This window comes from Microbacterium sp. zg-Y818 (assembly GCF_030246905.1).
GTDB lineage: Bacteria > Actinomycetota > Actinomycetes > Actinomycetales > Microbacteriaceae > Microbacterium.
The window spans coordinates 738188-760095 of the sequence record NZ_CP126741.1 but is presented as its reverse complement, the minus strand read 5'-3'; the positions used below and the strand labels follow the sequence as shown (position 1 = coordinate 760095).

General features: G+C 70.9%; 19 protein-coding genes. 7 read left to right on the top strand and 12 right to left on the bottom strand.

From position 1 onward, the window contains the following. Nucleotides 1-31: 31 nt before the first annotated feature. Nucleotides 32-835: an alpha/beta fold hydrolase gene (locus QNO21_RS03330; protein ID WP_257519484.1), complete on the bottom strand. Its 804-nt coding sequence runs from the start codon at nucleotides 833-835 to the stop codon at nucleotides 32-34. Nucleotides 836-893: 58 nt separating this feature from the next. Beyond that, nucleotides 894-1676, bottom strand: a complete 783-nt coding sequence (locus QNO21_RS03325) for an SDR family oxidoreductase (protein WP_257519485.1) — start codon at nucleotides 1674-1676, stop codon at nucleotides 894-896. A 121-nt stretch (nucleotides 1677-1797) separates the two neighbouring features. Between QNO21_RS03325 and QNO21_RS03320 the strand changes: the two genes are divergently transcribed. Beyond that, the gene (locus QNO21_RS03320; RefSeq protein ID WP_257519486.1) at nucleotides 1798-3120 is read left to right on the top strand and encodes a bifunctional o-acetylhomoserine/o-acetylserine sulfhydrylase; all 1323 of its coding nucleotides are present in this window, start codon (nucleotides 1798-1800) and stop codon (nucleotides 3118-3120) included. A 36-nt stretch (nucleotides 3121-3156) separates the two neighbouring features. Further along, nucleotides 3157-4149, top strand: a complete 993-nt coding sequence (locus QNO21_RS03315) for a DUF2332 domain-containing protein (protein WP_257519487.1) — start codon at nucleotides 3157-3159, stop codon at nucleotides 4147-4149. Between the two features lies 1 nt (nucleotide 4150). Here the strand turns inward: QNO21_RS03315 and QNO21_RS03310 are convergent, their stop codons facing one another. Beyond that, nucleotides 4151-5092, bottom strand: coding sequence for a hypothetical protein (locus QNO21_RS03310; protein WP_257519488.1), 942 nt, complete (start codon nucleotides 5090-5092; stop codon nucleotides 4151-4153). A gap of 73 nt (nucleotides 5093-5165) precedes the next feature. Here QNO21_RS03310 and metX point away from each other — a divergent pair, with 73 nt between their 5' ends. Next, nucleotides 5166-6371, top strand: a complete 1206-nt coding sequence (gene metX / locus QNO21_RS03305) for a homoserine O-acetyltransferase MetX (protein WP_257519489.1) — start codon at nucleotides 5166-5168, stop codon at nucleotides 6369-6371. A gap of 4 nt (nucleotides 6372-6375) precedes the next feature. Here metX and QNO21_RS03300 read toward each other — a convergent pair whose 3' ends face one another. From QNO21_RS03300 to QNO21_RS03285, 4 genes are read right to left on the bottom strand one after another with little or no spacing between them, the layout of a single operon-like run. Then, a complete protein-coding gene (locus QNO21_RS03300; protein WP_257519490.1) occupies nucleotides 6376-7056 on the bottom strand; it encodes an NUDIX hydrolase in 681 nt (226 codons plus the stop codon). A 5-nt stretch (nucleotides 7057-7061) separates the two neighbouring features. Further along, nucleotides 7062-7394: a thiamine-binding protein gene (locus QNO21_RS03295; RefSeq protein ID WP_257514684.1), complete on the bottom strand. Its 333-nt coding sequence runs from the start codon at nucleotides 7392-7394 to the stop codon at nucleotides 7062-7064. 15 nt (nucleotides 7395-7409) lie between these two features. Beyond that, nucleotides 7410-8666 (bottom strand): glycosyltransferase 87 family protein, encoded by a 1257-nt coding sequence (locus QNO21_RS03290; protein WP_257519491.1) that lies wholly within the window; start codon nucleotides 8664-8666, stop codon nucleotides 7410-7412. A gap of 32 nt (nucleotides 8667-8698) precedes the next feature. Next, nucleotides 8699-9541 carry an ADP-dependent NAD(P)H-hydrate dehydratase gene (locus tag QNO21_RS03285; RefSeq protein ID WP_257519492.1) on the bottom strand — a complete coding sequence of 281 codons (843 nt, stop codon included), beginning with the start codon at nucleotides 9539-9541 and terminating at the stop codon, nucleotides 8699-8701. Nucleotides 9542-9571: 30 nt separating this feature from the next. On the opposite strand from QNO21_RS03285, the gene QNO21_RS03280 reads away from it, so the two are divergent. Then, nucleotides 9572-10654, top strand: coding sequence for an NADH:flavin oxidoreductase/NADH oxidase (locus QNO21_RS03280; protein WP_257519493.1), 1083 nt, complete (start codon nucleotides 9572-9574; stop codon nucleotides 10652-10654). 20 nt (nucleotides 10655-10674) lie between these two features. On the opposite strand, the gene QNO21_RS03275 is transcribed toward QNO21_RS03280, so the two are convergent. The 3 genes from QNO21_RS03275 to guaB1 all read right to left on the bottom strand — a co-directional run bounded on the left by QNO21_RS03275 (nucleotide 10675) and on the right by guaB1 (nucleotide 14609). Continuing rightward, complete coding sequence (locus QNO21_RS03275) at nucleotides 10675-11730, bottom strand: hemolysin family protein (RefSeq protein WP_257514688.1); 1056 nt, start codon at nucleotides 11728-11730, stop codon at nucleotides 10675-10677. Further along, nucleotides 11723-13048: a hemolysin family protein gene (locus tag QNO21_RS03270; protein WP_257514690.1), complete on the bottom strand. Its 1326-nt coding sequence runs from the start codon at nucleotides 13046-13048 to the stop codon at nucleotides 11723-11725. The genes QNO21_RS03275 and QNO21_RS03270 overlap by 8 nt, the downstream gene beginning before the upstream one ends. A 91-nt stretch (nucleotides 13049-13139) precedes the next feature. After that, the gene (gene guaB1 / locus QNO21_RS03265; protein ID WP_257519494.1) at nucleotides 13140-14609 is read right to left on the bottom strand and encodes a GMP reductase; all 1470 of its coding nucleotides are present in this window, start codon (nucleotides 14607-14609) and stop codon (nucleotides 13140-13142) included. Between the two features lie 173 nt (nucleotides 14610-14782). Between guaB1 and QNO21_RS03260 the strand changes: the two genes are divergently transcribed. Next, a complete protein-coding gene (locus QNO21_RS03260) occupies nucleotides 14783-18451 on the top strand; it encodes a multifunctional oxoglutarate decarboxylase/oxoglutarate dehydrogenase thiamine pyrophosphate-binding subunit/dihydrolipoyllysine-residue succinyltransferase subunit (RefSeq protein ID WP_257519495.1) in 3669 nt (1222 codons plus the stop codon). A gap of 66 nt (nucleotides 18452-18517) precedes the next feature. Here the strand turns inward: QNO21_RS03260 and QNO21_RS03255 are convergent, their stop codons facing one another. Beyond that, nucleotides 18518-18760 (bottom strand): zf-HC2 domain-containing protein, encoded by a 243-nt coding sequence (locus tag QNO21_RS03255; RefSeq protein WP_257519496.1) that lies wholly within the window; start codon nucleotides 18758-18760, stop codon nucleotides 18518-18520. Continuing rightward, nucleotides 18757-19419 carry a sigma-70 family RNA polymerase sigma factor gene (locus tag QNO21_RS03250; RefSeq protein ID WP_285178414.1) on the bottom strand — a complete coding sequence of 221 codons (663 nt, stop codon included), beginning with the start codon at nucleotides 19417-19419 and terminating at the stop codon, nucleotides 18757-18759. Before QNO21_RS03250 ends, QNO21_RS03255 begins: the two co-directional genes overlap by 4 nt. A 50-nt stretch (nucleotides 19420-19469) precedes the next feature. On the opposite strand from QNO21_RS03250, the gene aroA reads away from it, so the two are divergent. Next, nucleotides 19470-20819, top strand: a complete 1350-nt coding sequence (gene aroA / locus QNO21_RS03245) for a 3-phosphoshikimate 1-carboxyvinyltransferase (RefSeq protein ID WP_257519498.1) — start codon at nucleotides 19470-19472, stop codon at nucleotides 20817-20819. Nucleotides 20820-20841: 22 nt separating this feature from the next. After that, entirely contained in the window at nucleotides 20842-21906 is a 1065-nt protein-coding gene (gene rsgA / locus QNO21_RS03240) for a ribosome small subunit-dependent GTPase A (RefSeq protein WP_257519499.1), read from the top strand. Nucleotides 21907-21908 lie beyond the last annotated feature (2 nt).

Genomic DNA, 21908 nt, shown 5'->3' with positions numbered 1-21908 from the left:
GGCCGACACCCGCCGACACCGGCGCATCCGCTCACTCAGGTCCGTGGGTCGCGTGCTCCGCGGTGGCGAGAAACTGCACGAGCCGCGCTGCCATCGCTTCCGAGTCCCACGTGTGCTCCGCGCCCCGCACCTGTTCGTGCGATCCTCGCGGCGCGGCGGCGGCGATGTCCACGGCGGCGCGTGCCATGCCGGGAAAGGACTCCGTGCCGTACACCGCGAGGACGGGCGCCGAGATGTCGCGCAGCGACGACTCCAGGCCCCGGGATTCGACGAGGGCAAGAGCGGACCCGTCCGGAATCCAGCTGAGGATGAAGGCGGGGTACTCCGGCGATCCCTTGAGGTACTCGATCCATCCCGGCGGCATGTCGACCATGTACGCGGCGACGGCGTCCTCCAGCCTCCCCGCGTCGATGTGGCCCTGGACACTCTCCCACCACGCCGTGGCTCCGCCGTCGAACTGCCCGAACGGCGCCTCCCACAGGACGAGGCCCTTGAGCCCGGCGATCGACGGCGCCGCCTGGATCGCGATCGCGCAGCCGGAAGAGTGGCCGACGAGCACCACCGGGACGTCCAGGTTCTGTGCGAGCGCGCGGAGGGCCTCCACCTCCCGCTCCAACGAGATCGGCCCCGATGCCGCCGAGTCCCCTCGGCCGACCCGGTCGTGCACCGTCGCCTGAAAACCGGCCTCTCCGATGCGTCTCGCGGTATCCGAGGTCACGTCGTCACCCGCCCGAGCGAGGCCCGCACCGGCGACGAAGATCACCGCAGGCGCCGACTCCGGCCCGTACCGGTCGAAGACGATCCGGTCGCCCAACGCCGTCCGCACTTCGCCCATGGCTCCACCGCCTCAGTCGAGAACCGCCTCGACTCACACGCTAGACCGCGTTCGTCGCTCACTCCACCCGTCGACGTGGGCGCAGCGGACCGCGCGCGAGCAGGTGCTGCGCCGACTGCGCCACCGGGCGCATCGTGACGAGGTCGAGGTTGACATGCCCCGGTGCGTTCAGCGCGTAGGCGATGACGTCGGCGACGTCGGATGCCACGAGCGGCTGCTCCACGCCGTCGTAGACCCGCTCCGCCGCGGCGCGGTCGCCGCCCAGGCGGTTGAGCGTGAACTCCTCGGTGTAGACCATGCCGGGAGCCACCTCGACGACCCGGATCGGCTCGCCGTTGAGCTCGAGGCGCAGCGCCTCGGCGAGCATGGACTCCCCAGCCTTGGCGGCGTTGTAGCCGCCGCCGCCGGGGTACGCGCGCTGTGCCGCGGTGGAGGTGACGAAGAGCGTGTCGGCGTGCCCGTCGACGGCCGCGGCGGCGCGCAGCTGCGGCAGCAGGGCCGCCACCAGCATCTGCGCCGACAGCACGTTCACCTCGAACATCCAGCGCCAGTCCGCCGGATCGCCGTCCTCGACACGATCGGTCCCCCGCGCCCCTCCTGCCACGTTCACGAGCGCGTGCACAGGCCCGGTGTCGGCGAGCCACCCGGCGAGCGCGTCGACGTCGGCCTGCTGCGTGAGGTCGGCCGCATAGGCCGCCGCGCCCGTCTCCTTCTCCAGCGCCGCCAGCCGCTCCGCGCGACGCGCGACGCCCACCACGTCCCATCCGGACTTGCGGAGGGCACGCACCGTGGCCTCGCCGATCCCCGAACTCGCTCCCGTGACCACCGCGCGTCGTGTCATGGCACCCACCGTACCGCGCAGGTTACGTCACATTTCCGACCCGTTGTTGACAAGCGCGCCCAGTCCGTAGCCTCAGACCAGGCCGCGGCAGCCGCGGTCGGCCCGAGATCCAGGAGTCATCATGTCCGCACCCGAGAATTGGCGCTTCGAGACCAAGCAGATCCACTCCGGTGCCGCCCCGGACCCCGTCACCAAGGCTCGCGCCACGCCGATCTACCAGACCACCTCCTACGTGTTCGACAACGCCGACCACGCCGCGAACCTGTTCTCGCTGGCGGAGTTCGGCAACATCTACACCCGCATCCAGAACCCGACCCAGGATGTCGTCGAGCAGCGCGTCGCCGCGCTCGAGGGCGGCACCGGCGCGCTGCTGGTCGCCAGCGGCCAGGCGGCCGAGACGTTCGCCGTGCTCAACATCGCTCAGGCCGGCGACCACATCGTGTCGTCGAGCTCGATCTACGGCGGCACCTACAACCTGTTCAAGTACACCCTCGCCAAGCTCGGCATCGAGACGACGTTCGTCGAGAACCAGGACGACCCCGAGGAGTGGCGCCGCGCCGTGCGCCCGAACACGAAGCTCTTCTTCGCCGAGACGATCGGCAACCCGCAGATCAACGTGCTCGACATCCGCACCGTCGCCGACATCGCCCACGAGTCGGGCGTGCCGCTCATCGTCGACAACACGATCGCCACGCCCTACCTCATCCGCCCGTTCGAGCACGGCGCCGACATCATCGTGCACTCCGCGACGAAGTTCCTCGGCGGCCACGGCACGACGATCGGCGGCGTCATCGTCGACGGCGGACGGTTCGCGTGGTCGCAGAACGTCGAGAAGTTCCCGGGCCTCACCGAACCCGACCCGTCGTACCACGGTGCCTCGTACACCACCGCCGTCGGCGACGGCCTGGCCTACATCATCAAGGCCCGCGTGCAGCTGCTGCGGGACCTCGGCGCGGCCATCGCCCCGATGAGCGCCTGGCTGCTGCTGCAGGGCATCGAGACGCTGTCCCTGCGCATGGAGCGTCACGTGCAGAACGCTCAGGAGATCGCGGAGTGGCTGGAGAACCACGACGACGTCGCCGCCGTGAACTACTCGGGCCTTCCCACCTCGCCCTGGTACGCCGCAGCCAACACCTACGCCCCGAAGGGCGTCGGCGCCGTGCTGTCGTTCGAGCTCAAGGGCGGCGTCGCGGCCGGCCGCGAGTTCGTCAACTCGCTGACGCTGTTCAGTCACCTCGCCAACATCGGCGACGTGCGCTCACTCGTCATCCACCCCGCCTCCACGACGCACTCGCAGCTGACACCTGAGCAGCAGCTGACCTCGGGCGTCACCCCGGGCCTGGTGCGCCTGTCTGTGGGCATCGAGGCCGTCGAGGATCTGAAGGCCGACCTCGCGCAGGCTCTCGCCGCCGCCCGCCGCCTGTCGGAGGCCGCCCGCGCCTGACCGGCCGGTGAGGGGGGTGCGCCGTACCCTGATGCCGTGACCGACGCGCTCGCCGCGACCTACGACGATTTCGGGCGCCGATGGGCGCACGGTACGTCTCCGCTGTACGAGCACTGGGCCACCGGCATCGCGAAGGACCCCGGCATCCTCGCCCTCATCGCCGCCCTCCCACCCGCCGTGCGGCAGCCGAACCGCATCTTCGCCGCCGCTCGCTGGGCGGGAAGCCCCCTCGAGCCGTTCCCGCAGTGGCGGGAGTGGCTCGAGGGGAACTGGGATCGGGTCGCCGGGATCGCACGGTCCCGCACCACCCAGACCAATGAGCCCGCGCGATGCGCCACGCTGCTGCCGCAGCTGGCGCGCATCGCCGGCCCCCTCGCGCTGCTGGAGGTCGGCACCGCGGCGGGGCTGTGCCTGCTGCCGGATCGCTACGCATACGAATACACCGCCCCCGGCGGCATCCATCGCATCGGTGACGCAGCTGTCGTGATGCCGTGTCGCGTGGACGACGACGAAGCGGTGCCCGAGCGCATTCCCGAGGTCATCTGGCGGCGCGGCATCGATCTGGCCCCGATCGACCCCCGGGACGCCACCGCGATCGACTGGCTCGCGACCCTGGTGTGGCCCGGTCCCGACCACGACGGTCGCGTGGCGCGGCTCCGCGCAGCGGCGGAGATCGCGGCGGCAGATCCGCCCGGCATCGTCCGCGGCGATCTGCTCGAGGCCCTGCCGGAGGTCGCCGCCTCGGCACCGGCGGATGCCACCCTCGTCATCTTCCACAGCGCCGTGCTGCTGTACCTCGATCAGGACGAGCGACGTCGCTTCGTCGAGCTGGTGGACCAGGTGCGCGCTACCCACCGCGGCGTTGTCGTGTGGATCTCGAACGAGACGTCAGGGGCGCTACCGGGGGTGGACGCGCGCGTTCCCGAGGGAACGTACACCGATCACCGCTTCGTGCAGTCGGTCAACGGAGTGCCGGTGGCCCTCGCCGGCCAGCACGGCGCCACCTACGAGGTCCGACCGTTCTTCTGAATCAGGCGCCGTCCCACCACCGCAGCACCCGCAGCGCGCGCAGCGTCACCCAGCGGCTCGGGAATCCCTCGTGCTCTGCCTCCAGGTCGAACAGCGTGGGCCCCTGGTGGGTCAGCTCGAGCTTCCACATCCCGAACGGGAGCATCTTCGCGCGCAGCAGGTCGATGGCCTCCGCACAGCGGGCGTCACGCTCCGGACGCGCCTCCCGCATGTAGTCCAGAGCACGCAGCACGTCGTAGTACCACCGGGTGGGGAAGGACGCCATGGCGAAGCGGGGATCGATGACCTCACCGTTGGAGACGCGGCGGAGCAGGCGCCGCGTGAGCAGATACTCCTCACCGCGCGCGCGGGCGGCGGCCACGGCATCCGATCCGCCGTCGGCCTGCTCCCACGCCCACAGGCCCTCCAGCGCGCAGATCGTGGAGTGGAACGACGAGCGGCTCGTGCCGTCGTCGTCCCAGCAGTTCCACCCGCCGTCGGCCAGCTGCCCCGACAGCAGCGTCTCGACGATCATGCGGCCGTCCTGCCCGAAGTAGGCGGCATTGGCCAGCGCGCCCCCGTTGATGCACGGCTCGACCTCGCCGTCGAAGTAGGGCTGCCCCTCGTGATCCCAGCGGACGTGCTCGCGCACCCGCGTGATCGCGCGGACGACCTCGGGCGCCGCCGGGTCGGGCCCGAACGCGCGCAGCAGTTCCAGCGACGGATGCGTGGCCGACCACGCGTCGTAGAACGGGCGGCTCTCATCCACCCAGCCGGGGCGATAGGTGCCCCCATCCCACAGCCCGTCCTCGGCCTGCTCGGCGAGCAGCCGGGCTCCCCAACCCTCCGTGGCCACCCGCGCACGCTCCGCGGCGACCTCTTCGGGCGCGACATCCGTCAGATCTCGCAGGACCTGCCAGCGGATGGCCGGATCGGCGTCCAGAAGATAGTCGATTGCGCTCATGGGCGGACCCTACCGCGACCTCCGGACACGTAACACGGGGTACTCTCTCGGCCGCACCGGCCAGAATGGGGACGTGGACTGGCAGACCTCCGAAGACACCGTGCCCTCGGCGCCGGTGACCGAGGCCGACGCGCGCCTGCTGCTGGGCCGCCCTCCCGCGACCGGCGCCTGGCGCGACGGAGATCCGCCGGGTGACCGCAGGTTCGAAGCGTTCGGAGCCTTCCGCACCGAGAGCGGCCGCGAACTGTCCGCGATGCGCCTCGCGTACGAGACCTGGGGCGAGCTGAACCCCGCCCGCGACAACGCCGTGCTGATCCTGCACGCCCTCACCGGTGACTCCCACGTGCGCGGGCCTGCCGGCCCTGGACACCCCACCGCCGGCTGGTGGAGCGACATCGTCGGTCCCGGCGCCCCGATCGACACCGATCGCTGGTTCGTCGTCGCCCCGAACATGCTGGGCGGATGCCAGGGATCGACCGGCCCGGCGAGCATCGGTCCCGACGGTTACGAATGGGCCTCGCGCTTCCCGTACCTCACCATCCGCGACCAGGTGGCCGCGCAGGTGCGCCTGGCCGACACCCTCGGCGTGGGCAGCTGGGCGGCGGTCGTGGGCGGATCGATGGGCGGCATGCATGCGCTGGAGTGGGCGGTGTCCGCTCCCGACCGCGTCGAACGTCTGGCGGTGCTCTCGGCTCCCCCGGCGAACACCGCCGACCAGATCGCGCTGAACTCGGTGCAGCTGGAGGCGATCCAGATCGACCCGAGATTCCAGGGCGGGGAGTACTACGACGCCGGCGACGGCGACGGTCCGCACCGGGGCCTCGCGCTGGCGCGCCGCATGGCGCTGCTGAACTACCGCTCCCCCACCGAACTGAACTCGCGCTTCCAGCGCTCGTGGCAGTCCGGCAAGAGCCCGCTCGGCCACGGCGGCCGGTTCGCCGTGGAGTCCTACCTCGACTTCCACGGCAACAAGTTCACGCGCCGCTTCGACGCCAACAGCTACCTGGTGCTGGTGGAGGCGATGGACTCGCACGACGTCGGCCGTGACCGCGGCGGCATCGAGGACGCCCTGGCGCGCGTGAGCGCCACGACCCTGGTGCTCGGCATCGACAGCGACCGGCTGTTCCCCGTCGACGGGCAGCACCGCATCGCCCGCGGCATCCCGCACACGCTCGACGGCGACGCCGCGGTGGTGCTCTCCAGCGACTTCGGCCACGACGGGTTCCTGATCGAGACTGCCGCCGTCGGCCACCACCTGCGGCGTCTGCTGCAGAGCTGAGCGCTCAGCCGGCGGCGCGCGTGTAGCGCCACGGCAGGGCGCCGACCTCGAGGCGGTGGCGGGCCGCACCGCCGGCACCCGACGGCTCGTACTCGGCGTCTTCCTGCCACAGCAGCAGCGGTCCGTCGGTGCCCCGGTGCGCGACGGTCTCGAAATGCTGGATGCCGCCCAGGCGCGCCGCGGCGAGCGCGCTGCCCGCGTCGTCGTGGCCGAGAAGACCGTGCAGCGCGACCCACGTCGGCGGATAGAGGATCATCTCGTCCCGGCCGTGCGCCGCGAGCGCGTCGGCGGGCCGGAGCCACCGCGCCGCGACGGCCTCGTCGGGCGCCGGACGCACCTCGCCGCCGGGGTCGGGAGCGAAAAAGAACCAGGTGCGGATGCGCAGCGGCAGCGCGGGCGGCGGGTCCCAGACCGACAGGGTGACCAGCTCCGCCGGGTCGATGCACAGCCCCACCTCTTCGCGGGTCTCGCGCACTCCGGCAGCGCGGGCGACGTCCTCCTCGGAGTCAGTGGGGCCGACGCGGTCGTCGGCATCCACCTTGCCACCCGGGAACACCCACGCGCCGGCGAACGACCCCCGGTCCGGCCGCTCCAGCATCAGCACCTCGAGCCCTGCGTCGCCGTCCCGCAGCAGCACGACGGTCCCGGCCACGGGAACGGCGGGGTCGATCGCGTCCTCCGGCACGCCGGTCAGTCCTCGGTGCCGGCGGACTCGTTCGCGGCGGCATCCAGCGCCTGCTCGAGGCGCTGCACCTTGCCGTCGATCTCGCCGGTGTGGCCCGGCCTGATGTCGGCCTTCAGCACGAGCGACACCCGCGACCCGAACGGCAGAACGGCCTCGGTGGCGCGCTTGACCACGTCGAAGACCTCGTCCCACTCGCCCTCGACCTCGGTGAACATCGAGGTCGTGCGGTGCGGCAGGCCAGAAGCGCGCACGACGGCCACGGCCGCCGCGACCGCGTCATGCACCGAGCCGTCGGCTCGGCCGGTGCCGCTGGGAGCGACGGAGAAGGCGATGAGCATGGGAACCTCCAGGAATCAGATCGACACGAATCGGGCGGATGCCGCACGGCGCGGCGCTCCGGCGGGCACGGGCACACGCGCGATGCGCACGAGCGCCCACACCCACAGCACGACAGAGAGCAGGTTGCGAAGGGTGAGCACCGTGACCGGCCAGGGCGCCGCAGCAAGCACGCCGCCGTAGAGCAACGGGTAGATCAGCTGCGTGAGCAGGGCGATCACCAGCGCCAGCACGGCCGGCCGCCACCAGCGGCGCCGGTCGAGCACCAGCCCGAGCACGAGCGGGGCCACCATCCACGTCGCGAACTGTGGAGAACCCACCTTGTTCACCACGACGAAGGTCATCACGAGGCTGAGCGCCAGCGGCGGCAGCAGCGCCACCACGTGGGCACCCCGACGCACCTTGACCACTCCGATGCAGGCCACCGCCAGCATCACGGCCGCCATGAGCGGCGTCATCGCCGCGCTCAGCCCCTCGACCCCGGGTCCGGTCACCTGGAAGGTCAGCATGTCGCGGTCGTAGTAGAGCTGAGAACCCGGCACCCCGAGCGCCGTGAGCCACATGTGCACTGTGCTGACCGGCGCCTCGATCTGCAGTCCGCGCTCGGTCTGACCGCGGACGAAGCCGAAGAGGTACGCGCCACCTCCCGCCGCGAGCACGGCCGCCGCCGTGACGGCCGAGACGGCCACGGCGCCGGCGACCACCCGCATCCGGGCGCGCAGGGCGATGACGGCCGCGGCCAGGAGCGCCGCCGGCCACACCTTGATCCAGGTGCCCACCGACAGGAGCACGGCGGCGAGGAGCGGCCGGCCCGAGAGCCACAGGCATCCCATCACCGCGAGGGCGGCCGTCAGTCCGTCGAGGCGGTACATCCCCACGGGTCCGAGCAGCGCGATGAACGCGAGCCAGAACCAGGCGCCGGCCACGCGGCCGCGGGAGCGCCCCCCGCCCACCAGCAGCGCGAACGCCACCGCGTCGGCGATCGTGACCACCACAGCCCAGCCCACCGTGTAGCCGCCGGGCCCGGCGAACAGCCACCCCGCCAGCATCGGGACGAGCGCCAGCTGGGGGTACACCCAGGGCGCCGTGACACCCATGACCTCGCGCCCGTCGGGGCAGTACGACGACGTGCCGCCCCACAGCGCACAGGACGACCAGGGCTCGTACACCAGGTACACATCGCCCATGGGCTGGTTCGGCATGACGAAGCCCAGCACTGCGACGCCGACGTGCACGACGGCGAAGGCAAGCCACAGCAGCGCACGCGTCGACACGGTGCCCATCCTACGGACCGGGGCCGTGCCGGTCAGAAGCGCCCGGACAGCACGGCGCCGACCACGCGAGGGAGCGCCGCCGCGACATCCAGCGCCGTGATGGGTCCCCCGCCCGCGTCACGGGATGCCAGGGCGCCCGCCTGCCCGTGCAGCCACGCGCCGGATGCCGCCGACGCCACGAGCCCCGTCGGCTCGACGTCGCCGCCGGCCGCCCGTGCGGCCACGAGCGCGGCGACCACGCCGCCCAGCACGTCACCGGTTCCGGCCGTCGCGAGCCACGGCGTGCCCGCCCTCACCCGCACCGCCGTCCCGTCCGGCGACGCGACGATCGTCTCGGCGCCCTTGAGCAGCACGACGCCCCCGAGCGCCGCAGCGGTGTCGAGGGCGGCTGTCACGCGATCGGCTCCGACGGGCTCGTCCCGTCCGAGCGCCGCCCAGAGCATCGCATGCTCGCGCTCGTGGGGCGTGACGACCAGTGGCGCCGTGGCACCGGGCGCCAGGTCCAGCGCACCCGCGTCGGCCACCACCGGCACGTCGCCGGCGAGCAGGTGGCGAAGCGCCGCTGTCTCGGCGCGGGTGCGCTCCACGGCATCCGTCCCCGAGCCGATCAGCCAGGCCTGCACGCGCCCGTCGCCGGTCACCGTCTCGGGGCGCCTGGCCAGCACCGCGGCGGCGGCGGTCTCGGTTCCGACGTAGCGGACCATGCCGATGCCCGTGCGCCACGCGGCCTCGACGCCCAGCACCGCGGCGCCCGGATAGCGGTCCGAGCCGGTTCGCACCCCCACGACGCCGCGGGAATACTTGTGGTCGGCGTCCGTTGGCATCCACAGGGACGCCGCGACATCCGTATGCGTCCACGCCCGCGCTCCGACCATGGGCGCCACCCTACCCGTGCCGGAGGCACCGTGACCCTGCTGTTCCAGCCCTTCATCCTCGGCACCGACCCCGCCACCGCCGTCACCACCCGCAACCGGCTGTGGGTCGCCCCGATGTGCCAGTACTCGGCCGAGGACGGCGTGCCAGGGGAATGGCACCACGTGCATCTCGCGCAGTTCGCCTCCGGCGGGGCGGGCCTGGTCATGGCCGAGGCGACCGCCGTCTCGCCGGAGGGCCGGATCTCACCCGAGGACGTCGGACTGTGGAACGACGCCCAGCGCGACGCGTGGGCCCCCATCGCCGCCGCCATCCGCCGCCGCGGCGCGGTGCCGGCCGTGCAGCTGGCCCACGCCGGACGCAAGGCCTCGACCTGGTCGCCCTTCTCCGGGCACCGTGGCAGCGTCCCTGCCGCCGACGGCGGCTGGCGCACCGTCGCACCGTCCGCCGTCGCGTTCGAGGGCTTCGCCACGCCCGAGGCGCTGGATCCGGCCGGCATCGACCGCATCGTCGACGCGTTCGCCGCTGCCGCCGCGCGCGCCGTGGATGCCGGCTTCGAGGTGCTGGAGATCCACGCCGCCCACGGCTACCTGCTGCACCAGTTCCTCTCGCCGCTGGCGAATCTGCGCGACGACGAGTACGGCGGTTCCCTCGAGGGACGCGCCCGCCTGCTGCTGCGGGTCTGCGATGCTGTGGCCGCCGCCGCGCCCGGCGTGCCCGTGATCGTGCGCTTCTCGGCGACCGATTGGGCCGAAGGCGGGTGGGACGTGGAAGACACTGCGACCGTCGCCGGCTGGGTGGCCGAGCGTGGCGTCGCACTCGTCGACATCTCCAGCGGCGGGCTCGTCGCACATCAGCGTATCACCACGGGCCCCGGCTACCAGGTGCCGCTGGCCGCGCAGGTGCGGGCGGCGGCGCACGTGCCGGTCAGCGCCGTGGGCGAGATCACGGATGCCGCACAGGCGGAGCGCGTCCTCGTCGAGGGCGACGCCGACGTCGTCATGGCCGGACGGGAGTGGCTGCGCGACCCGCACTTCGCGCTGCGCGCCGCGGGCGAGCTGGGCGAGGACATCGGATACTGGCCGCCGCAGTACGTGCGGGCACGCCGCCTCTGAGGTGGTTCGCCGTCATCACCTCACCGCAGGCGCCGGGTGGCGTCCTGCACTTCGCCGACCAGCTCTTCGATGATGTCCTCGAGGAACAGCACCGCGGTGGTGCGGCCGGACTGGTCGCGCACCTGCGCGAGGTGGCGGCTGGAGCGGCGCATGATCGCGAGCGCGTCTTCGAGATCGGTCGTCTCGGCCACCGGCACCATGTGGTGGATCCGCTTGGGCTTCACCGGTGCGGACGCGGCCGTTGCGGCATCGGGGCCTTCCGCCTCGCGCAGCACATCCTTCAGGTGCACGTATCCCAGCGGCGCCCCCTCGGCGTCGACGATCACGTAGCGCGAGAAGCCGTGCTTGGCCACCGCCCGCTCGATCTCGTCGGGCGTGGTGGATTCCGGCAGGGTCACCAGTGACGACAGCGGCACCGCGACGTCTTTGGCCTTCTTGTCGGTGAACTCCACCGCCGCCGCCACCGTGCCCGAGGCATCGTCGAGCACGCCTTCGATGCGCGACTGGTTCACGATCGTCGCGACCTCGTCGAGTGTGAAGGTCGAGGCGGCCTCGTCCTTGGGCTCGACGCGGAACAGCCGAAGCACGTGGTTGGCGATCCAGTTCAGGGTCACGATGATCGGGTGGAAGAGCCGCGACACCCACACCAGGGGCGTCGCCAGCAGCAGCACGGCGCGGTCCGGCAGCGAGAACGCCAGGTTCTTCGGCACCATCTCGCCGAAGACGACGTGCAGGTACGACACCAGCAGCAGGGCGATGACGAACGCGATGACGTCGACGACCCCCTCACCCAGCCCCGTCAGCCCCAGCGGGACCGCCAGCAGGTGGTGGATGGCGGGTTCGGAGACGTTGAGGATCAGCAGGGAGCAGATCGTGATGCCCAGCTGACACGTCGCGAGCATGAGCGTGGCGTGCTCCATGGCCCACAGCGCCGTCTTGGCCGGCCGGGATCCCTTTTCTGCCAACGGCTCGATCTGCGAGCGGCGCGCGGAGATGACGGCGAACTCCGCGCCCACGAAGAACGCGTTGAACACCAGCAGCACGACGAGCCATGCGATTCCGGCCCAGTCACTCATCGCGTGCCCTTTCTTCGGTGCCTTGCACGATCGGGCGCGGGGTGAACCTCACGCGTCCGACCCGTCGTCCGTCCATGCGCTGCACCGTCAGCGTGCCGTCTTCGAGTTCGATGCTGTCGCCGACGACGGGGATGCGCTCCAGCACGCTCATGACGTACCCGCCCACGGTGTCGTACACGTCCCCTTCGGGCACGCGGATGCCGGTGCGGTCACGCAGTTCGTCGGGGCGCAGCTCGCCGGGGAACGTCACGAGACCGGCCGTGCGCACGATCCCCGCGCGGCTGCGGTCGTGCTCGTCGAGCACCTCCCCGACGATCTCCTCGACGAGGTCCTCCAGGGTCACGACGCCGGCAGTGCCGCCGTACTCGTCGACCACGATGGCCATCTGGTAGCCGCGCGCCCGCAGCTCGGACATGAGGGCGTCCAGGTGCACGGCCTCGGGCACACGCAGCGGCTCCGAGGCGATCGCGGCGGCCGGCACGTCGACGCGGCGGTCGCGCGGCACGCTGACGGCGGCCTTGAGGTGCACGACGCCCGTGATGTCGTCCATCGAGTCGTCGTACACCGGGAACCGGCTGTGGCCGGTGCGCCGCGCGAGCTGGATGACGTCCTCGACCGAGTCCGACGCGGCGACGGCGTGCACGCTCGGTCGCGGCGTCATGACGTCGGCGGCGGTGAGGCGCGAGAAAGTGAGGGTGCGCTGCAGCAGCGAGGCGGTGTCCTGCTCGAGCACACCGGCGCTGGCAGACCGCCGCACGAGGCTCGACAGCTCCTCGGCCGTGCGGGCGCCGGAGAGCTCCTCCTTCGGCTCCACTCCCATCGCGCGCAGGATGCCGTTGGCGCTGCCGTTGAGCACCGAGACGGCGGGGCGGAACACCGTGGTGAACCCGACCTGGAACGGCATCACGAGCTTCGCAGTCTGGCGCGGGATGGCGAGGGCGAAGTTCTTCGGCACGAGCTCGCCGAGGATCATCGAGAAGATCGTCGCGATCGACATGCCGACCACGGCGGCCACCGGACGCGAGACGGCCTCCGACCAGCCCCACCCGTCGAAGACGGGAGCGAGCAGGTTCGATATCGCCGGCTCCATGGTGTAGCCGGTGAGCAGCGTCGTCAGCGTGATGCCCAGCTGAGCGCTCGACAGGTGCGTCGAGGTGATGCGCAGCGCCGAGATGGTGATCGACAGGCGAGTCTCGCCCGCGGCCTGGCGCGACTCCAGGTCCGCTCGGTCCAGGTTCACCAGGGCGAACTCACTGGCGACGAAGAGGCCGGTGCCGACTGTCAGAAGCAGCCCCACGCCCAACATCACGTAATCCATCACGCGTCACCCCCCGTCAGGGGGAGAAAGGGTCGGTGGGGCGAGCATCTACTACTGGGAGGGTCGTCCATCGTAGGGGAATTCTACGGGATCACCAGCTGACGGGCAGGGCCTTTCCCTCTTCGTAGCCGGCGGCGGACTGCACGCCGACCATGGCGCGCTCGTGGAACTCGGCGACGCTGGCCGCACCGGCGTAGGTGAACGACGAGCGCACCCCGGAGGTGATCATGTCCAGCAGATCCTCCAGCCCTGGCCGCAGCGGATCGAGGTAGATCTTCGACGACGAGATCCCCTCGGCGAACAGCTCCCTGCGGGCCAGCTCATAGGGGTCCAGCCGCCCGAAGCGCTCGTGCACCGCCTTGGTCGAGGCCATCCCCCACGACTCCTTGTAGGCCCGCCCCGCGTCGTCTGTCAGCAACTCTCCCGGCGCCTCGATCGTGCCGGCGAACCAGGAGCCGATCATCACCGATGCCGCGCCCGCCGCCAGCGCGAGGGCCACGTCCCGCGGGTAGCGCACGCCGCCGTCGGCCCACACGTGTCCGCCGTGCTCGGCGGCCGCCTGCGCCGTCTCGAGCACGGCCGAGAACTGGGGGCGCCCGACGGCGGTCATCATGCGCGTCGTGCACATCGCACCCGGTCCCACGCCGACCTTCAGGATCGACGCGCCCGCCGCCATGAGATCCGCCACTCCCTCGGCCGTCACGACGTTGCCGGCGGCGATGGGGATGCCGAGATCCAGGGCTGACACGGCGTGCAGCGCCCGCAGCATGCCCTCCTGGTGCCCGTGCGCCGTGTCCATGACGAGCACATCCACACCCGCGGCGGCGAGCGCCTTCGCCTTGGCGACCACGTCACCGTTGATGCCGATGGCCGCCGCGACGATGAGCCTTCCGTCGGCGTCGACGGCGGGCCGGTACAGCGCGGAGCGCAGGGCGCTGCGCCGGGACAGGGTGCCCACGAGCAGCCCGTGGTGCAGCACGCAGACGACGTCGGCCTCGGCTGCCACGATGAGGTCGAACGCCTGCCGCGGGGTCTCGACGTCGTCGGCGTCGATCGCCGCGGCGGGTCCCCTCACCAGATCGCCCAGTCGGGCGTCGGCGAGGGCGGTCCCCAGCCGCGGCGCGGGGACGATCCCCAGCACGTCGTTCCTCATGAGACGACCGCCGGGGCCGGAGCCGGGGGTGGATGCGACGAGGATGCCGTGACCCTCCGTGACCGGCAGCAGCCGCCGAGCGTCGGCGACCGTCGCCTCGGGCGGCAGCACCAAGGGGGTGTCCCACCGCACCGGCTGGTCCTTGACCCAGCGGATCGCGGCATCCAGCTCCTGCAGCGGCATGTCCTGCGGCAGCACCCCCAGCCCTCCGCGGCGCGCGAGGACGGAGGCCAGCCGGGCACCGGTGACCGAGTTCATGTTGGACGACACCAGCGGGATGGTCGTGCCGGTGCCGTCGCCGGGTGCCAGGTCCACCTGCAGCCGGCTCTGCACGGCCGATCGCCGCGGCACGAGGAACACGTCGGAGTACGTCAGATCGACGGCAGGCCGCTCCCCGGAAAATCGCATGCTCCTACGGTAACCGCGGGCGACGCGCTGAGCTCGGAGTTCGCCGAATGCCCGAAACGGCGCTTCCACCGGAAGACACCGGCGAAAAGGGACTAACCTAGAGAGCTGTGCGCGCAGGCGACGACGATGCCGCGCGCGATCGGAACTTCACCGAAGAAAGCAGGCGATCCAGCGTGTCCAGCCAGGTGACCGGCGTCGGAACCTCGAGCGAAGGCGAGTTCGGGGCCAACGCCTGGCTCGTTGATGAACTCTACGAGCAGTACAAGGCGGACAAGAACTCCGTGGATAAGGCCTGGTGGCCTGTTCTCGAGGCATATCAGCCGGAGGATGCCGCGGCTCCGGCCGCACCCCCGGCGGGCGCCGAGCCGCACCCCGTCACCGCGCCCATCCCCGTGATCGGCGCCCAGCCGGTTGCCCGCACCACGGCCAAGCCGGCGGCGCCGCAGCCGATCCCCGCGCAGGCGCAGGACCGCAAGGCCGTCGAGCCGAGCGAGGCAGGCGAAGACGTCGTCACGCCGCTGCGCGGCATGACGAAGACGCTCGCGGCCAACATGGACCAGTCTCTGACCGTCCCCACCGCGACGAGCGTGCGCACGATCCCGGCCAAGCTGATGATCGACAACCGCATCGTCATCAACAACCACATGGCCCGCACGCGGGGCGGCAAGGTCAGCTTCACGCACCTCATCGGCTGGGCGATCGTCCAGGCGCTGAAGACCTTCCCCAGCCAGAACGTGTACTACGCCGAGGTCGACGGCAAGCCGTCGGTGGTGGCCCCGGCCCACATCAACCTCGGCATCGCGATCGACGTCCCCAAGCCCGACGGCTCGCGTTCCCTGCTCGTCCCGAGCATCAAGCGCGCCGAGACGCTGACCTTCGGGGAGTTCCTCTCCTCCTACGAGGACCTGGTCACCCGAGCGCGCGCGAACAAGCTCACCGCCGCCGATTTCCAGGGCACGACGATCTCGCTGACCAACCCCGGCGGCATCGGCACCGTGCACTCGGTTCCGCGCCTCATGAAGGGCCAGGGCTGCATCGTCGGCGCCGGCGCCCTGGAGTACCCGGCGGAGTTCCAAGGGGCGAGCGAGAAGACGCTGGTCAACCTCGGCATCGGCAAGACGATCACGCTCACGAGCACGTACGACCACCGCGTCATCCAGGGCGCAGGTTCCGGCGAGTTCCTCAAGATCGTCCACGAGATGATCACCGGGCGACGCGACTTCTACAGCGACATCTTCGCGGCGCTGCGCATCCCGTACGCGCCGATCCACTGGGCCAACGACATCAACGTCGACCTCGCCGAGCGGGTGGACAAGACCGCGCGCGTGCAGGAGCTGATCAACTCCTTCCGGGTGCGCGGCCACCTCATGGCCGACATCGACCCGCTGCAGTACATGCAGCGTACGCACCCCGACCTCGAGATCGAGAGCCACGGCCTGACCTTCTGGGACCTGGATCGCGAGTTCGTCACGAACGGCTTCGCCGGCAAGCGCACCATGAAGCTGCGCGAGATCCTGGGGGTGCTGCGCGACTCGTACTGCCGCACCCTCGGCATCGAGTACATGCACATTCAGGACCCCGATCAGCGCACCTGGTTCCAGAACAACGTCGAGGCCAAGTACCAGAAGCCGAACCACGACGAGCAGCTGCGCGTGCTCAGCAAGCTGAATGAGGCAGAGGCGTTCGAGACGTTCCTGCAGACGAAGTACGTCGGCCAGAAGCGCTTCAGCCTCGAAGGCGGCGAGTCTCTCATTCCGCTGCTCGACCAGGTGCTGCGCGGGGCCGCCGACGCAGGTCTCGACGGTGCGGCGATCGCCATGGCCCACCGCGGCCGGCTCAACGTGCTCAGCAACGTCGCCGGCAAGACGTACGGTCAGGTCTTCCGCGAGTTCGAGGGTTCGGTGGCGATCGGCTCGAAGAGCGGTTCGGGCGACGTCAAGTACCACCTCGGCACCGAGGGCACCTTCGTCACGGACGACGGCACCGAGCTGCCGGTCGTCCTCGCCGCCAACCCGTCGCACCTCGAGACGGTCGACGGCGTGCTCGCGGGCATCGTCCGCGCCAAGCAGGACCGCAAGCCCATCGGATCCTTCTCGTGGCTGCCGATCCTCGTCCACGGCGACGCCGCCTTCGCCGGCCAGGGCGTCGTGGTGGAGACCCTGCAGATGTCCCAGCTGCGCGGCTACCGCATCGGCGGAACGATCCACGTGGTCGTCAACAACCAGGTCGGATTCACGACCCTCCCCCAGGACGCCCGCACGTCGGTGTACGCCACCGACGTGGCCAAGACCATCCAGGCGCCCATCTTCCACGTCAACGGGGACGACCCCGAAGCGGTCGTGCGCGTCGCCGAGCTGGCGTTCCGCTACCGCGAGGAATTCCACCGCGACGTCGTGATCGACCTCGTGTGCTACCGCCGCCGCGGTCACAACGAGGGCGACGACCCTTCGATGACGCAGCCGCTCATGACCAACCTCATCGAGGCGAAGCGCTCGGTGCGTCGCCTCTACACCGAGGCGCTCGTCGGTCGCGGCGACATCACCGAGGAGGAGTACGAGCAGGCGAAGAAGGACTTCCAGGACCGCCTCGAGGTCGCCTTCGCAGAGACGCATGCGGCCGAGACGGGATCCTCTCCCGTCGTGGCAGCCGGCGCGGGCGCTGTCGAGCCGGCGGCCGGTGAGCCGGAGACGACCGGTGTCCCGCGCGAGGTCGTTCAGCTGATCGGCGACGCCTTCGTCAACAAGCCCGAAGGCTTCACGGTGCACAACAAGCTGCAGCAGCTGCTGGAGAAGCGCCATGACATGAGCCGCAACGGCGCCATCGACTGGGCGTTCGGCGAGCTGCTGGCGTTCGGCTCGCTGCTGCTCGAGGGCACCAACGTGCGCCTGGCCGGTCAGGACGCCCGCCGCGGCACGTTCGTCCAGCGGCACTCGGTGTTCCACGACCGTGCGAACGGCCAGGAATGGCTGCCGCTGACGAACCTGTCCGACAACCAGGGCCGGTTCTGGGCGTACGACTCCCTGCTGAGCGAGTACGCGGCGATGGCGTTCGAGTACGGCTACTCGGTGGAGCGCCCCGACGCGCTCGTGCTGTGGGAGGCCCAGTTCGGCGACTTCGCCGACGGCGCCCAGACGGTCATCGACACCTACCTGTCGTCGGCCGACCAGAAGTGGGGCCAGCAGTCGAGCGTCGTGCTGCTGCTGCCGCACGGCTATGAGGGCCAGGGACCCGACCACTCCTCCGCGCGCATCGAGCGCTACCTGCAGCTGTGCGCCCAGGACAACATGACCGTCGCGCGTCCGTCGACCCCCGCGTCGTACTTCCACCTGCTCCGCCGGCAGGCCTACCAGCGGCCGCGGCGTCCTCTCGTGGTCTTCACTCCCAAGGCGATGCTGCGCCTGCGCGGGGCGACGAGCCCCGTGGACGACTTCCTCACCGGCAAGTTCGAGCCGGTCCTGGACGACAGCCGGCAGCTGGACAAGTCCGCCGTGAAGCGCGTGCTGCTGCACGCCGGCAAGATCCACTGGGACCTGCGCGCGGAACTGGAGAAGAACCCCAACCCCGAGATCGCCCTGGTGCGGATGGAGCAGTTCTACCCGTCCCCCGTGGCCGAACTCAACGCGGTGATCGACAGCTACCCGAACGCCGAACTGGTGTGGGTGCAGGACGAGCCCGAGAACCAGGGCGCCTGGCCGTTCATCGCCCTCGAGATCGTCAAGCACCTGCACGGGCGCACCATCTCCCGCGTCTCGCGCGCATCTGCGGCATCCACCGCGACGGGGTCGAGCAAGGTCCACGCCCTCGAGCAGGCCGAGATCCTGCGGGCAGCGCTCACGCTCTGACGTGCGCAACGACGAAGGGGGTGGATGCCGCGGCATCCACCCCCTTCGTCGTTGAGAGTCCGACGGTCAGTGCGCCGCCTGTGCCTCGCGCAGCCGGGCCAGCACCTGGTCACGCAGCTGCTCGGGTGCGGTCTCCTTGCAGGCGCGCGCCACGACGTCGGTGAGCGTCTTGGCAACCAGCGCCTCTTCCTGGCATGCCGGGCAGTTCTCCAGATGCTCGCTGATGTCCGCGTGCTCGGTTTTGCAGACCTCGTGGCGCAGATACTCCTCGAGGTCGCGACGGGCCTTGTCGCAGCCGCAATCGGTCATTTCGCACTCCTTGTCGGGGTCGTGTCGATCCCGCGTTCGCTCGCATAATCGGCCAGCAGTTCACGAAGCATCCGCCTGCCACGGTGCAGGCGGCTCATGACCGTGCCGATCGGGGTTTTCATGATGTCCGCAATTTCCTGGTAAGCGAATCCTTCGACGTCGGCGAAGTAGACAGCAAGGCGGAAATCCTCGGGGATGGACTGCAGCGCGTCTTTGACGACCGATGCCGGCATGCGGTCGATCGCCTCGGCCTCGGCCGAACGGGCGCTGGTGGCGGTCGTCGACTCCGCGCCGCCCAGCTGCCAGTCCTCGAGGTCGTCGAGCGTGCCCTGGTAGGGCTCACGCTGCTTCTTGCGGTAGGTGTTGATGTAGGTGTTCGTGAGGATGCGGTACAGCCACGCCTTGAGGTTCGTCCCCTGGGTGAACGACGACCACGAGGCGAACGCCTTCACGAACGTCTCCTGCACGAGATCAGCGGCATCGGCGGGGTTACGCGTCATCCGCATGGCTGCCGCATACAGCTGGTCCATGAAGGGCAGCGCCTGCTCCTCGAACTGGGCGCGTGCGCCTGCTGCGGCATCGACCTGGTCGCTCATCACGGGCAAGTCTACGTCCGCGTCGATCGCACCCCGCAGGGGGGCGTCGAGCGTTGCAGTCATCTTTCTCCATTTCCTGGCGTAAACCGGCAGGTTCGTTAGGGTAGAACGCAATGAGTGTCGCCGAATATTCCGCCGTACCTTCAGCCGCTGACGGCGACTGGCCCGCGCCCACTGTGCGCGAGCCCCTCGACGCAACCCTGAGCGTTCCCGGATCGAAGTCATTGACCAACCGGGAGCTGATCCTGGCCGCCATCGCGGATGGGCCGGGCCGATTGATATCGCCCCTGCACTCGGACGATTCCGCCCGCATGATCGAGGCCCTGCGCATGCTCGGCGTCGAGGTGCAGGAGGTGGCCGGCACGGGTTCTTTCGGCCCCGACCTCGTCGTGACGCCGGCGAGCCCGATGTCGGGCAACACCGTCGTGGACTGCGGCCAGGCCGGCACCGTCATGCGCTTCGTCGCGGCCATCGCCGGGCTCGCCTCGGGCGAAGTGACGCTGACCGCCCACGAGACGGCACTGCACCGCCCCATGGGCGAGATGATCAAGGCCCTGCGCGCTGTGGGCAGCGACATCGACGACGAGGGGAAGTGGTCGCTCCCCTTCATCGTCCACGGACACGGGCACATCCGCGGCGGCGACGTCGAGATCGACGCGAGCGGCTCGAGCCAGTTCGTCTCGGGTCTGCTGCTGGCCGCTCCCCGCTTCGACGTCGGGCTCACGCTTCGGCACAAGGGCCGGCGGCTGCCGAGCCTGCCGCACATCGACATGACGGTTGAAGCCCTGGGGCACCGCGGCGTGCACGTCGAGCGCCCCAGCCCCAACGAGTGGATCGTGCCGGCAGGGCCGGTACGGGCCAAGGACGTGGCGATCGAGCCGGACCTGTCCAACGCCGCCCCGTTCCTGGCGGCCGCGATGATCGCCGGGGGTCACGTGTCGATCACCGGCTGGCCGGCCCACTCCACGCAGCCCGGGGCCCTCCTCACCGAGATCCTCCCCGTCATGGGTGCCCGCACCCAGCGCCGCGGCGGCGCCCTCACCGTGACCGCAGGCAGCAGCGGCATCCACGGGGTCGACCTCGACCTCTCGGCCGCCAGCGAGCTGACGCCCACGCTGTGCGCGCTGGCCGCCTTCGCCGACGGCCCCACCACCATCACCGGCGTCGGGCACATCCGGGGCCACGAGACCGACCGCATCGCAGCAATCATCTCGAACCTGCGGGCCCTCGGCGGCGAGGCGCACGAGCTCCCCGACGGCATCCGCGTCGTCCCCCGCCCGCTCACCGGCGGTCTGTGGCGCGCGCATCACGACCACCGGATGGCCACGGCGGGGGCCCTCATCGGCCTGGCCGTGCCCGGTGTGCTCGTCGACGACATCGGCACCACGCGCAAGACCCTGCCCGAGTTCCCGCAGCTGTGGGCTCACATGGTGGGATCCGCCGCCGGGAACCCCGAGCAGTGACCGGCAGCGGGCGGAGCCGGCGATGAGCTGGCTGGACACCGGCGACGACGACGACGAGTTCGACGAGGCCTCCATCCGGATGCGGCCGAACCCGAAGGCGAACCGTCCACGCACCAAGCGGCGCCCGGCCCACAGCGATGCGCGCATCGCCCGGGTTCTGGGCGTCGACCGAGGCCGCTACACGGTGCTCGTCGACGAAGACGGTCCGAACGAGCACACGGCACTGGCAGTGCGCGCCCGGGAGCTGCGCAAGACCCCCATCGTCACCGGCGACCAGGCCCGCGTGGTCGGCGACACCTCCGGCAGCGAGGGCACGCTCTCGCGGATCATCGGATTGCAGGAACGCACGTCGCTGCTGCGACGCTCCGCCGACGACACCGACCAGGTGGAGCGGGTCGTCGTCGCCAACGCGGACCAGATGCTCGTGGTCGTGGCCGCTGCCGACCCGGAGCCGCGCGAGCGTCTCGTCGACCGGTACCTCATCGCCGCCCTGGATGCCGGCATCCGCCCCCTGCTCGTGGTCACCAAGACCGACCTCGCCGATCCTTCAGGGTTCTTGTCGCACTTCGAGGGCGTCGAGGGACTGCAGGTGTTCACCAGCGCTCAAGGCGCGATGCCGATCGAGGAGATCGGGCGCCAGCTGGTCGGCCACTCGACCGTGTTCGTCGGGCATTCCGGAGTCGGCAAGTCCACCCTCGTCAACGCCCTCGTGCCCGACGCGCACCGCGCCACCGGTCACGTCAACCAGGTGACGGGCCGCGGCCGCCACACCTCCAGCTCCACGGTCTCGCTGCGCTATCACGGCGCCGAGGGCAACGGCTGGGTCATCGACACCCCCGGCGTGCGTTCGTTCGGCCTCGGCCACGTCGACCCGGCGAACATCTTGGCCGCCTACACCGACCTCGCCGCCGCGGCCGCCGAGTGCCCACGCGGCTGCACGCACCTGCCCGATGCCCCTGACTGCGCCATCGTCGAGGCGCTCGCCGAGGGCCGGCTCGGTCCGAACGGCGCGGCACGGCTCGACTCGCTGCAGCGACTGCTGGCCACCTTCGCCGAGCGGGACAGGAACGCCGCCTCGCGTCCGTAGGC

What these genes read in the sequence shown, in the direction of transcription:
- guaB1 (WP_257519494.1), bottom strand. Translation starts at nt 14,609, where the DNA reads ATGCGATTTTCCGGGGAGCGGCCTGCCGTCGATCTGACGTACTCCGAC.
- QNO21_RS03320 (WP_257519486.1), top strand. Translation starts at nt 1,798, where the DNA reads ATGTCCGCACCCGAGAATTGGCGCTTCGAGACCAAGCAGATCCACTCC.
- QNO21_RS03295 (WP_257514684.1), bottom strand. Translation starts at nt 7,394, where the DNA reads ATGCTCATCGCCTTCTCCGTCGCTCCCAGCGGCACCGGCCGAGCCGAC.
- QNO21_RS03270 (WP_257514690.1), bottom strand. Translation starts at nt 13,048, where the DNA reads ATGGATTACGTGATGTTGGGCGTGGGGCTGCTTCTGACAGTCGGCACC.
- QNO21_RS03285 (WP_257519492.1), bottom strand. Translation starts at nt 9,541, where the DNA reads ATGGTCGGAGCGCGGGCGTGGACGCATACGGATGTCGCGGCGTCCCTG.
- QNO21_RS03330 (WP_257519484.1), bottom strand. Translation starts at nt 835, where the DNA reads ATGGGCGAAGTGCGGACGGCGTTGGGCGACCGGATCGTCTTCGACCGG.
- QNO21_RS03250 (WP_285178414.1), bottom strand. Translation starts at nt 19,419, where the DNA reads ATGACTGCAACGCTCGACGCCCCCCTGCGGGGTGCGATCGACGCGGAC.
- QNO21_RS03255 (WP_257519496.1), bottom strand. Translation starts at nt 18,760, where the DNA reads ATGACCGATTGCGGCTGCGACAAGGCCCGTCGCGACCTCGAGGAGTAT.
- QNO21_RS03325 (WP_257519485.1), bottom strand. Translation starts at nt 1,676, where the DNA reads ATGACACGACGCGCGGTGGTCACGGGAGCGAGTTCGGGGATCGGCGAG.
- QNO21_RS03275 (WP_257514688.1), bottom strand. Translation starts at nt 11,730, where the DNA reads ATGAGTGACTGGGCCGGAATCGCATGGCTCGTCGTGCTGCTGGTGTTC.
- QNO21_RS03310 (WP_257519488.1), bottom strand. Translation starts at nt 5,092, where the DNA reads ATGAGCGCAATCGACTATCTTCTGGACGCCGATCCGGCCATCCGCTGG.
- aroA (WP_257519498.1), top strand. Translation starts at nt 19,470, where the DNA reads ATGAGTGTCGCCGAATATTCCGCCGTACCTTCAGCCGCTGACGGCGAC.
- rsgA (WP_257519499.1), top strand. Translation starts at nt 20,842, where the DNA reads ATGAGCTGGCTGGACACCGGCGACGACGACGACGAGTTCGACGAGGCC.